This window comes from Agrococcus pavilionensis RW1, from assembly GCF_000400485.1.
In the GTDB taxonomy this organism is placed as follows: domain Bacteria; phylum Actinomycetota; class Actinomycetes; order Actinomycetales; family Microbacteriaceae; genus Agrococcus; species Agrococcus pavilionensis.
The window spans coordinates 1-11,252 of the sequence record NZ_ASHR01000048.1; the positions used below are offsets into that span (position 1 = coordinate 1).

Consider the following 11,252-nt stretch of genomic DNA (forward strand, 5'->3'; position numbering starts at 1 on the left):
GCATCCTTCGTCGCCCCCGTCTTCCTCGGCCTCAACCTCGTGATCGCCGTCATGCCGCTGCAGCAGTGGCTGCTGCGCATCGGCGCGCCGAGGCTCGTGGCCGCGCTCGCGTCGATGCTGACGGTCTACGGCTTCCTCGTCGCGCTGCTGTGGTCGATCTACTGGTCGGTGCAGTCGCTCATGACCGAGCTGCCCGGCTACTCGAGCGAGTTCAACCGGCTCTACCGCGAGACGCTCGCGTGGCTCGAGACGCTCGGCGTCTCGGAGGACGAGGCGCTCCAGCAGCTGCGGAACGCCTTCAGCCCCGGCGCGATCGCGAGCACCGTGGGCGCGCTCGCCTCGGACGCGGGCGTCGTGCTCGGCTTCGTCGCGACCCTCTTCGTCGTCATCTTCTTCCTCGCGTGGGACTCGATGCGGCTGCCCGACCGCATGCAGCGCATCGCGATCACCAACCCCGACCTCGTGCGCGGCGTCGACCGCTTCGCGGCCGGCGTGCAGCGATACTGGGTCGTCACGACGCTGTTCGGCCTCGTCGTCTCGGCGCTCGACCTCGTCGCCCTCACGGCGCTCGGGGTGCCGCTCGCGCTCGTCTGGGCCGTCTTCGCGTTCGTGACCAACTACATCCCGAACATCGGCTTCGTGATCGGCACGGTGCCGCCGACGCTCATGGCGCTGCTCGCGAACGGCCCGCTCAACGCGCTGCTGACCGCGATCCTCTTCAGCGTCATCAACTTCGTCATGCAGTCGCTCGTGCAGCCGAAGGTCGCGGGCGACGCGGTCGGCGTGACGCCCGCGACCTCGTTCCTGTCGCTGCTCGTGTGGGCGTTCGCGCTCGGACCGGTCGGCGCGCTGCTCGCGCTGCCGGCGACGCTCGCCGTCAAGACGATGCTCGTCGACCCCGACCCGCGGCTCGGGTGGATCAGCAAGCTCATCTCGAACAAGGTCGACGCGGCGCCGCCGGGCAGGCTCGGCCGCGCCGTGTCGCCCGGGGTGCGGCCTCGCGATCAGCGGCCGCCCACCGCGGCGGTCCCCATCCAGGAGCCGCCAGCGTCGCCGGGCTAGTCTCCCGCCATGACTGCGATCACCGACGCGCTGCGCATCACCGGTCCCGTCGACCTCGCGAGCGTGAGCCCCGCATCCACTCCCGGCTTCGACGGCCGCAAGGCCGAGGGGCAGCGGGCGCTCGAGGCGGGCGCCGAGCGCCTCGCCGAGCTGCAGGAGCGGCTCTTCGCCGAGAGCACCGCGGGCGGCGAGCGCGCGGTGCTGCTCATGGTGCAGGGGATGGACACGTCCGGCAAGGGCGGCATCATGCGGCACGTCGTCGGCCAGGTCGACCCGCAGGGCGTGCGCATCAAGGCGTTCAAGGCGCCCACCGAGGAGGAGCGCTCGCACGACTTCCTGTGGCGCATCGAGCGCGAGCTGCCGGCGCCGGGGATGATCGGCGTCTTCGACCGCTCGCACTACGAGGACGTGCTCATCCACCGCGTGCGCGGGCTCTCGGCGCCCGATGTGATCGAGGAGCGCTACGGCCGCATCGTCGAGTTCGAGCGGGGGATCGCCGAGCGCGGCATCTCGCTCATCAAGGTGATGCTGCACGTCTCGTTCGAGGAGCAGGGCACGCGGCTGCTCGAGCGCCTCGACCGGCCCGACAAGCACTGGAAGTACAACCCGGGCGACATCGACGAGCGCGAGCACTGGGATGCCTACATGGAGGCGTACGAGATCGCGATCGCCCGCACGGCCACCGAGCAGGCGCCGTGGCACGTCGTGCCCGCCGATCGCAAGTGGTACTCGCGGCTCGCGGTGCGCGAGCTGCTGCTCGAGGCGCTCGAGCGCATCGACCCGCAGTGGCCGACGGCCGACTTCGACGTGGCCGCCGAGCGAGCCCGCCTCGTCGGCGCGGGTGGCACCCCCGCGAGCTGACCGCGCGCTCGAGTGGCGCCTGTGGCAGGTGAGTGGCGCCTGCGTCGAGGGCGACTCCCGGCTTGCGGAAGTCGCCACTCACCGTCCGGAAGCGCCACTCAGGCAAGGGAGGCGCCACTCAGGTGCGGGAGGCGCCACTCAGGTGCGGGAGGCGCCACTCGGGCGCGGGAGGCGCCATTCAGGCGCGGGAGGCGCCATTCAGATGCGGGAGGCGCCACTCGGCGGCGGGCGCGAGTCAGGGGAGCGGGTCGGCGAGCGCGTCGGTGATGGGGCGCAGCTTCACGCCGGTCTCGGCGAGCTCCGCCTCGGGGTCCGAGCCCGCGACGATGCCCGCGCCCGCGAACGCGCGGATGCCGCCGTCGGCCGCGATCTCCGCGCCGCGTAGCGCGATGACCCACTCGCCGCCGCCGTCGCCGTCGATCCACCCGACGGGCCCGGCGTAGCGGCCCCGGTCGACGCCCTCGAGCTCGCGGATGAGCGCGAGCGACGCCTCGCGCGGCGTGCCGCCGACCGCGGCCGTCGGGTGCAGCAGCGCGAGCACGTCGAGCGTCGAGCGATCGCCGAGCGTGCCCGTGATGTCGGTCGCGAGGTGCCACAGGTTCGGCAGCCGCAGCGGGAACGGCTCCGACGCGCGCGCGTCCGGCGCGAGCTCGCGCAGCACCGCCATCGCGGAGTCCGCCGCGAAGCGGTGCTCCCGCAGGTCCTTGTCGCCCGAGGCGAGCGCCTCGGCGATCTCGGCGTCGCGCGACGGCGTCGCCCCGCGCGCGGCCGTCCCCGCGAGCACGCGCGAGAAGAAGTGGCCGCGGTGCGCGGCGATGAGCGTCTCGGGGCTCGCGCCGACGAGCCCGTCGACCGCGTAGGTCACCGCGTCCGGGTAGCGCTGCACGAGGCCGACCGCGACCGAGCGCACGTCGCCGTCGGGCGGCAGCTGCCCGACGCGATCACGCGCGACGACGATCTTCTCGGCCTCGCCGGCACGGATGCGCTCGGTCGCCTCCGTCACGACGGCGCGGTACCGCTCGGCGTCGATCGCGCCGTCGGTGAGCTCGACGCGCACCTCCTCCACCGCGGTCGGGTGCAGCCGGCCCTCGTCGCCGATCCAGGTCACCCACTCGTCGTCGCCGCGACGGCCGACCACGAGCTTCGGCACGATGAGCACGCTCGTCGCGGCCGACGCGTCGTCGAAGGCGAACGCGCCGAACGCGACGAGGCCCGTGCCGGGGACGGCGACCGCGTCGTCGACGACCGCGTCGCGCGCGACGTCGCGCCACGCATCCGCCGCGTCCGTGAAGCGCGAGGGCCCCCGGAACTCGAGCCGCATCGCGACGCCCCGGCCGACGATGCCGTCGGCGCCGCGGCGGATCGCGAGCGGCCAGCGCGGCTCGGCGTGCTCGAGCAGCCGGCCGGGCTCCGCGCGCTCGGTGCGCACGTGCAGGCTGGGCATGCACGCCAGCCTAGACGGCCGTCGCGGGCGCCCGACTCGGCCCCAGCCCGCGGCGCCTAGGATGGGGGTGTGAGCCGAGCCGACATGCAGAAGGACCCCAACGAGGTCGCGGGCATGTTCGACGCGACGGCCAAGCGATACGACCTGCTCAACTCGCTGCTCTCGGCCGGCAACGACAAGCTCTGGCGCATCCAGATGCAGCGCGCCGTGCGCCCGCAGGCGGGCGAGCGCATCCTCGACGTCGCCGCCGGCACGGGGGCCTCGGCCGCCCCGATGGCGAAGGCCGGCGCGCTCGTCACCGCGCTCGACATCAGCCACGGGATGCTCGAGGAGGGCCGGCGCCGCCACCCCGACGTCGAGTTCGTGCACGGCAGCGCGACCGAGCTGCCGTTCGACGGCGACACCTTCGACGCCGTCACGATCTCGTTCGGCCTGCGCAACGTGCAGCAGCCACGCGCGGCGCTCAGCGAGTTCCACCGCGTGCTGAAGCCCGGCGGGCGCCTCGTCGTGTGCGAGTTCTCGCACCCGCCCGTCGACGTCGTGCGCAAGGGCTACGAGCTCTACCTGCGCACGGCGCTGCCCGGCATGGCGCGGCTCGCGAGCAGCAACCCCGAAGCCTACCGCTACCTCGTCGAGTCGATCTCGACCTGGCCCGATCAGCAGTCGCTCTCGCAGTGGATCCGCACCGCGGGCTTCACGCGCGTCGCGCACCGCAACCTCACGCTCGGCGTCGTCGCGCTGCACCGCGGCCGCAAGCCCACCGAGCAGACCGCCGCGCTGCGCCTCGCGCGCCACGCGAGCCCGGAGGAGCAGGCCGACTGATGCCGACGATCCCCGAGACCTTCGGTCTCCGCGGGCCGCGCTTCGCCGCGCCCGCCGACCGCCGCGTCGTCGACCGCATCGAGCAGAGCCTCGAGACGGTCGAGGAGCGGCTCCTCGCCCACCTGCACGTCGCCGACTCCGTGGCGGATGCGGTGACGCGCTACCTCCTGGAGGCGGGCGGCAAGCGCGCCCGGCCGCTCCTGCTGCTGCTCACCGCGCACCTCGGGCGCGGCGTCGACGACCAGGTGCTCACGGCGGCCGAGCTCATCGAGATCACCCACGTCGCGAGCCTGTACCACGACGACGTGATGGACGAGGCGGAGACGCGTCGCGGCGTGCCCTCCGCGCACGTCGCGTGGAGCAACTCCGTCGCGATCCTCGCCGGCGACCTGCTCTTCGCGCGCGCCGGCATGCTGGCCGCCCCGCTCGGCCGCGAGGTCGCCGAGCTGCAGGCGCGCACCTTCGAGCGCCTGTGCCTCGGGCAGCTGCACGAGACGCTCGGGCCCGGCGACGCGGATCCCGTCGCGCACTACCTGCAGGTGCTCGCCGACAAGACCGGCTCGCTCATCGCCGCGGCCGCCGAGTGCGGCGCGCTCGTGAGCGGCGCCGACGACGCGCACCGCGAGGCGCTCCGCGAGTTCGGCGAGCGCATCGGCGTCGCCTTCCAGCTCGTCGACGACGTCATCGACCTCTCGGCCGACCCCGGCACCGGCAAGGACCAGGGCAACGACGTGCGCGCCGGGGTCGAGACGCTGCCGGTGCTGCTGCTGGCCCGTCGAACCGACGACGCCGCGGCCGCGCTGCTCGCCCGCCTGCAGGATCCCGCCGACGAAGCCGACCTCGCCGCCGCGGTCGCCGAGCTCGCCGCCCACGACGTCGTCGACGAGACGATGGCCGAGGCGGAGCGCTGGCAGCGCGAGGCGCTCGCGGCGCTCGAGCCGCTCCCCGCCGGCACGGTGCGGCGCGGCCTCGAGGCGTTCGCCGAGAAGGTCGTCTCCCGCACCCGCTGAGCACCCGAAGCCCGGGCGGCGCGGCCGCCCTCACCCCAAGGAGAGAAGTGAGCGAACCGCTCCGCATCGCCGTGATCGGCGCCGGTCCCGCCGGCATCTACGCTGCCGACATCCTGAAGAAGGCCGTCCGCGAGGCGGGCGGCGAGGTCTACATCGACCTGTTCGAGCAGCTGCCCGCGCCGTACGGGCTCGTGCGCTACGGCGTCGCCCCCGACCACCCGCGCATCAAGGGCATCATCTCGGCGCTCCGCGAGGTGCTCGAGGCGGGCGTCGTGCGGCTGTTCGGCAACGTGAGGTTCGGCGACGACATCACCGTCGCCGACCTCGAGCGGCTCTACCACGGCGTCATCTTCGCGACCGGCGCGACGAAGGACGCCCCGCTCGACATCCCCGGCGTCGAGCTGCCCGGCTCCTACGGCGCCGCCGACTTCGTCTCCTGGTACGACGGCCACCCCGACGTGCCGCGCGAGTGGCCGCTCGAGGCGAAGGAGATCGCCGTCATCGGCAACGGCAACGTCGCCCTCGACGTCGCCCGGATGCTCGTGAAGCACCCCGAGGACCTCATGCCCACCGAGGTGCCCGGCAACGTCGTCGCCGGCCTCGAGGCATCCCCCGTCACCGACGTGCACGTCTTCGGCCGCCGTGGCCCGCTCGGGGTGAAGTTCACGCCGCTCGAGCTGCGCGAGCTCGGCGAGCTGCGCGACGTCGACATGATCGTGCACGACGAGGACTTCGGCGTCGACCCCGACGAGGAGACGGCGAAGCAGAACAAGCAGATCCTCGTGATCTCGCGCGTGCTCGATCAGTGGCGGCAGCGCGAGGTCGGCCAGGCGTCGCGCCGCCTGCACCTGCACTTCTGGTCGCGGCCGGATGCGGTGCTCGGCGACGGGCGGGTCGAGGCGCTCCGCGTCGAGCGCACGCGCCCGACCCCGGATGGGCTCGAGGGCACGGGCGAGTTCCGGGAGTTCCCGGTGCAGGCGGTCTACCGCGCCGTCGGCTACTTCTCGTCGCCGCTGCCGGGCGTGCCGTTCGACGAACGTCGCGGCGTCATTCCGAACGAGGCCGGCCGGGTGATGGACGGCATCCGCCCCCTGCCGGGCATGTACGCGACCGGCTGGATCAAGCGCGGCCCCGTGGGCCTCATCGGCCACACGAAGTCGGATGCGAAGGAGACGATCGAGCAGCTGCTCGGCGATTCCAACTCGTGGTGGTCGCCCGAGCCGTTCGACCAGGACGCCGTGCCCCGGCTGCTCGCCGAGCGCGGCGTCGAGTGGACCGACATCGACGGCTGGATCCGCCTCGACCAGCACGAGATGGCGCTCGGCGAGCCGCACGGGCGCGCGCGCGTCAAGGTCGTGCCGCGCGACGAGATGGTGAAGATCTCGCGCGACGAGCGCTGACTTGGAGCCGATCGGCTGGGCGCTGATCGCGCTCGCGTCGATCGGCGGCGGCGCGATCAACGCGGCGGCGGGCGGCGGCACGCTCATCACCTTCCCGGCGATGCTCGCCGCCGGCATGAGCCCGCTCGCGGCGAACATGACGTCGTCGATCGGCATGCTCATGGGCACGCTCGGCGGCGCGTGGAGCTACCGCGCCGAGCTGCGGCACCAGCGCCGCCGCTTCCTCTCCAACGCGCCGTTCGGCGCGCTCGGCGGCGCGATCGGTGCGGTGCTGCTGCTGCTGACGCCCTCCGACTCGTTCACCGCGATCGTGCCGTGGCTCGTGCTCGGCGCGGCCGGCCTGTTCGCCGCGCAGCCGCTGGTCGCGAAGCGCCTCGGCCGCGCGCCCGACAGCGGCTTCGACACCGCCTCGACCGGCGGCTGGGCGACGAGGGCCTCGCTCCTGCTCGTCGGCATCTACGGCGCCTACTTCGGCGCGGGCGTCGGCGTCATGATGCTCGCGATGCTCGGGCTGCTCATCCACGACTCGCTCCAGCACCACAACGCGCTCAAGAACGTGCTCGCGGCCGTCGTCAACGGCACGGGCGCGATCATCCTCGCCTTCTCGCCGCTCATCCACTGGGGCGTCGTGCTCGTCATGCTCGTCGGCTCGCTCGCCGGCGGCATCGCGGGCGGCTGGCTCTCGCGCCGCGTGCCCTCGTGGGCGCTGCGGCTCGTCGTCATCGCGTTCGCGATCGGGGTCGCGCTCACGATGCTGCTCTCGTGAGCCGCGGCGCTACTGCAGCGCCGAGGTCAGCCGCGCGACGTTGTCGAACAGCTGCGTCACGCGCGGGCGCGCGAGCCACGTCTCGAGCGTGAGCTCCGACGACTGCAGCCGGTACCCCTCCGCGGTGCCCTGCAGCTGCTTCACCATCGACTCGCCCTCGATGAGCATCGACACCTCGAAGTTGAGGCCGAACGAGCGCATGTCGATGTTCGACGAGCCGATGATCGAGACCTTGTCGTCGAAGGTCATGAACTTCGAGTGCAGCACGGTCGGCTTCGCGAAGAGCGTGATGCGCACCCCCGCCCGCAGCAGCTCCTCGTAGTACGAGCGCTGCGCGTGGTGGGTCCAGAACTGGTCGCCGATCTCGCTCGCGAACAGCTCGACGTCGACGCCGCGGATCGCGGCCGACGTGATGGCGTAGCGCATCGCCTCGTCGGGCACGAAGTAGGGGCTCACGATCGTGATGCGCTCCTCGGCCGCGTGCACGAGCTCGAGGAAGATGCGCAGGTTGATCTCGCCCTCGAAGCCGGGACCGGAGGGGATGACGGATGCGTTGAGGTCGCCCTGGTGCTCGGAGCCGTGCGTCGCGAGCTCGACGAGCTCGTTCGACTCGGCCCACCAGTCCGACCAGAAGAGCACGTCGAGCGCTCGCACCGGCTGGCCCGTGAGCTCGATCCACGAGTCGCGCCACTGCAGGCCGCGGCGGATGTTCTTCCGCCACAAGTAGGAGGGGTCGACGAGGTTGAGCGAGCCGGTGAAGCCGACCGAGCCGTCGATCACGACGAGCTTGCGGTGGTTGCGGAGGTCGGGCCGCTGCCACTGCGCGCGCCACGGCTTGAGCGGCAGCATGTCGCGCCACTCGGCACCCATCGCCTCGAGCCGGGCGATCGTCTCCTTGCGGCGCGGGTAGCGCGCGCTCGTGAGGTGGTCGACGAGCACGCGCACGGTCACGCCGCGAGCGGCGGCGCGCTCGAGCGCCGCGAAGAAGACCTCGGTGCGCTCGCTCGCGACGATGAGGTAGAACTCGACGTGCACCCAGTGCTCCGCCTCGTCGATGCGCCGGGCCATCGCTTCGAGCTGCGCGTCGAACTCGCCCCACACGACGCCTTGCGTCGGACCGACGTGCGGCATCGACGAGAGGGCGCGGTTGAGCTCGAGCACCCCGCCGAGCCACGACGGTCGCTCGCGCGCGGCGGGCGCGTCGTCGATCGAGAGCGTGCTCTCGCGGATGAGCTCCTGGATCGCCGACATCTTCTCGCGGCGCGCGCGCGGCAGGCGCGTGTTGCCGAGGACGCCGAAGACGATCCAGCCGACGATCGGCTGCAGCTGGATGACGAGCAGCCACGCGATCGCCGACGACGGTCGCCGGTTGTACGGCACGACGAAGAGCGCGACGATGCGCAGGAGGATGTCGACGACGAGGTAGAGCGTGCCGAACGCCTGCGCGAGCGTCAGCTCCACGGGGACGGGGGAGTCGGGGCGATCAGCGGAAGTTGACGAACTGCAGGTCGATGTCGAAGTCGCCGCCCTTGAGCAGCCGGATCGTCTCCTGCAGGTCGTCGCGGCTCTTCGAGGTGACGCGCACCTCGTCGCCCTGGATCTGCGCCTTGACGCTCTTGGGGCCCTCGTCGCGGATGAGCTTCGTGACCTTCTTCGCGTTCTCGCTCGAGATGCCGTCCTTGAGCGAGATCTCGATGCGGAACTCCTTCCCCGAGGGGTAGGGGTCGCCCTGGTCGAGCATCTTGAGGTCGATGCCGCGCTTGATGAACTTCGACTGCACGACGTCGAGCACGGCCTTCACGCGCTCCTCGCTCGACGCCTTGAGCAGCAGCTTCTCGCCGCTCCACGCGACGTCGGCGCCGACGCCCTTGAAGTCGTAGCGCTGCTCGACCTCCTTGCGCGCCTGGTTGACGGCGTTCTCGGCCTCCATCTTGTCGACCTTGCTGACCACATCGAACGAGGAATCTGCCATGCCCTGATCCTAGGCCGGTCGCACCGTGCCCGTCCCGTGCGGCGGCGCAGAGTGCCGGAACTCCGCGCCCCGGGACGCGCTCAGCAGCAGAGTGCCGGGACTCTGCGCCGAGGGAGCGCGGCGGAGACGGCGGAAGCCCCGCCGCGAGGGCGGGGCTTCCGGAGGGTGGCGAGTGAGGGATTCGAACCCCCGAAGGCATTGCCAGCTGATTTACAGTCAGATCCCTTTGGCCGCTTGGGTAACTCGCCGAGGCCGCGCGGGCCGTCGTCCACCTTACAACACCCACAGGCGCGGCCCCGCCCCGCTGGGCGCCCGGGCGCGATCGCTACCGTGGAGGCATGCGCGAGCTCCACGACCTCAACGTCAGCATCGCCGTCGAGGCGGCCGAGCTCGCGAGGGCCCGCCGCCGCGTCGGCGTCGCGGTCGCCGCGAGCAAGTCGAGCCTCGTCGACATCGTCACCGAGGCCGACCGCGAGGTCGAGCGGCTCGTCGTCGAGCGCCTCCGCACCGCGCGTCCCGACGACGGCATCCTCGGCGAGGAGGGCACGAGCATCCCGGGCACCTCGGGCCTCACGTGGGTGATCGACCCGATCGACGGCACCGTCAACTACCTCTACGACATCCCCGCGTACGCCGTCTCGATCGGCCTCGTCGAGGGCGAGCCCGACCCGAGCACGTGGCAGCCGCTCTCGGGCGTCGTCGTCAACGCCGCGACGAGCGAGCGCTTCGAGGCGACGCGCGGCGGGGGAGCGACCCTCGACGGCCGGCCGATCAGGGTGGCGGATGCCGTCCCGGCGGCGACCGCGCTCGTCGGCACGGGGTTCGGGTACGACGCGGGCCGCAGGCAGCGGCAGGCCGCGATCGTGCAGGAGCTCATCGGCTCCGTGCGCGACATCCGCCGCATCGGGGCGGCCGCGCTCGACCTCGCGAACGTCGCCTCCGGCCGGCTCAACGCCTACTACGAGATCGGCCTGCAGCCGTGGGACTTCGCGGCCGGGGCGCTCCTCGTCGAGGAGGCCGGCGGCTCGCTGCACGGCTGGCAGGGTGAGGCGCCGGGCTCGCGGTTCCTGCTCGCGGCGCACCCGCAGATGGCCGCCGAGCTCCTCGAGCTCCTGGCGCCGCTGCCCGTCGGGGATGTCTGACCTCTTGCCAGGCCGTTACCGTTCCGTTATATTTGATAGCTGGAGCGCGCGAGAGAGCCGCTCCGCGCGTCGTTGCTCCTGACGCCCGGTCCGTGCTTTCATCGGAACCGGCGCTGGTCACGATCGCCCCCAGGATCGACGCGCGCCACCGCACCCCAGACTCGACCTCCAGGACGGCCCCCGCGTGACATCCCCCACACGACGAGCACTGCGCTCGTCGGCTGTGAACCGTCCCCGGTTCTCTGCCGCTCCTATGCGGGTGCCAGCACCGGGTGTGATGGCGTTTCGAGGTCAGCGTAGTACGCGGCCTCGAACTCCTCGGGAGGGACGTCGCCGAGGGTGGAATGCAGGCGCCTGGCGTTGTACCAGTCGACCCATTCAGCGGTGACCCATTCGACGTCCTCCAGCTGCTTGAGCGGACCGGTCCGGAAGGGTGAGTCGTCGCGAATCGCTTCGGTCTTGAACAGCCCGATCGTCGACTCGGCGAGGGCATTGTCATACGCGTCGCCGATCGAGCCGATCGACGCAGCGATGCCCTCCAGGGCGAGCGTCTCGGCGAAGCTCACGGACGTGAATTGAGACCCGGCATCGCTGTGATGGACCAGTCCGTCGAGCGCCGGGCGGCCGGCTCGGTCGCGCCGCCACAGGCCCATCCGCAGCGCCGTGGTCACCAACGGCGTCGTCTTCGTGGTCGCGGCCTGCCAGCCGACGATCGCGCGTGAGAAGCAGTCGATCACGAACGACACGTACGCGAACCCGGCCCAGGTGCGCAC

11 protein-coding genes and 1 tRNA gene are annotated in these 11,252 nt (G+C 72.2%); 7 read left to right on the top strand and 5 right to left on the bottom strand.

Annotated features, from left to right (window positions below; all coding sequences use genetic code 11):
- Together L332_RS0115905 and L332_RS29065 are read left to right on the top strand one after the other, a co-directional pair.
- Positions 1-1,062 (top strand): AI-2E family transporter (locus L332_RS0115905; protein ID WP_052588794.1); only part of this gene is annotated, 1,062 nt, incomplete at its 5' end.
- Positions 1,063-1,071: 9 nt separating this feature from the next.
- A complete protein-coding gene (locus tag L332_RS29065; RefSeq protein ID WP_021011883.1) occupies positions 1,072-1,923 on the top strand; it encodes a polyphosphate kinase 2 family protein in 852 nt (283 codons plus the stop codon).
- Positions 1,924-2,158: 235 nt separating this feature from the next.
- Here L332_RS29065 and L332_RS29070 read toward each other — a convergent pair whose 3' ends face one another.
- Complete coding sequence (locus tag L332_RS29070; protein WP_021011884.1) at positions 2,159-3,367, bottom strand: isochorismate synthase; 1,209 nt, start codon at positions 3,365-3,367, stop codon at positions 2,159-2,161.
- Positions 3,368-3,436: 69 nt separating this feature from the next.
- Here L332_RS29070 and L332_RS29075 point away from each other — a divergent pair, with 69 nt between their 5' ends.
- From L332_RS29075 to L332_RS29090, 4 genes are read left to right on the top strand one after another with little or no spacing between them, the layout of a single operon-like run.
- Positions 3,437-4,189: a class I SAM-dependent methyltransferase gene (locus L332_RS29075; protein WP_021011885.1), complete on the top strand. Its 753-nt coding sequence runs from the start codon at positions 3,437-3,439 to the stop codon at positions 4,187-4,189.
- On the top strand, positions 4,189-5,199 hold the full coding sequence (locus L332_RS29080; RefSeq protein WP_021011886.1) for a polyprenyl synthetase family protein: 1,011 nt from the start codon (positions 4,189-4,191) through the stop codon (positions 5,197-5,199). Before L332_RS29075 ends, L332_RS29080 begins: the two co-directional genes overlap by 1 nt.
- 47 nt (positions 5,200-5,246) lie before the next feature.
- Positions 5,247-6,599 (top strand): FAD-dependent oxidoreductase, encoded by a 1,353-nt coding sequence (locus L332_RS29085; RefSeq protein WP_021011887.1) that lies wholly within the window; start codon positions 5,247-5,249, stop codon positions 6,597-6,599.
- Position 6,600: 1 nt separating this feature from the next.
- Positions 6,601-7,365 (top strand): sulfite exporter TauE/SafE family protein, encoded by a 765-nt coding sequence (locus L332_RS29090; RefSeq protein ID WP_021011888.1) that lies wholly within the window; start codon positions 6,601-6,603, stop codon positions 7,363-7,365.
- A gap of 9 nt (positions 7,366-7,374) precedes the next feature.
- Here the strand turns inward: L332_RS29090 and L332_RS29095 are convergent, their stop codons facing one another.
- The 3 genes from L332_RS29095 to L332_RS29105 form a co-directional block, all read right to left on the bottom strand.
- Entirely contained in the window at positions 7,375-8,826 is a 1,452-nt protein-coding gene (locus L332_RS29095; protein WP_021011889.1) for a phospholipase D-like domain-containing protein, read from the bottom strand.
- A 22-nt stretch (positions 8,827-8,848) separates the two neighbouring features.
- Complete coding sequence (locus L332_RS29100; RefSeq protein ID WP_021011890.1) at positions 8,849-9,337, bottom strand: YajQ family cyclic di-GMP-binding protein; 489 nt, start codon at positions 9,335-9,337, stop codon at positions 8,849-8,851.
- Positions 9,338-9,503: 166 nt separating this feature from the next.
- Positions 9,504-9,585 (bottom strand) — tRNA-Tyr (locus tag L332_RS29105).
- Positions 9,586-9,675: 90 nt separating this feature from the next.
- Here L332_RS29105 and L332_RS29110 point away from each other — a divergent pair.
- Positions 9,676-10,479, top strand: a complete 804-nt coding sequence (locus tag L332_RS29110; RefSeq protein ID WP_021011891.1) for an inositol monophosphatase family protein — start codon at positions 9,676-9,678, stop codon at positions 10,477-10,479.
- Between the two features lie 251 nt (positions 10,480-10,730).
- Here the strand turns inward: L332_RS29110 and L332_RS29115 are convergent.
- A partial coding sequence (locus L332_RS29115) for an IS3 family transposase (protein ID WP_052588795.1) occupies positions 10,731-11,252 on the bottom strand: 522 nt, incomplete at its 5' end.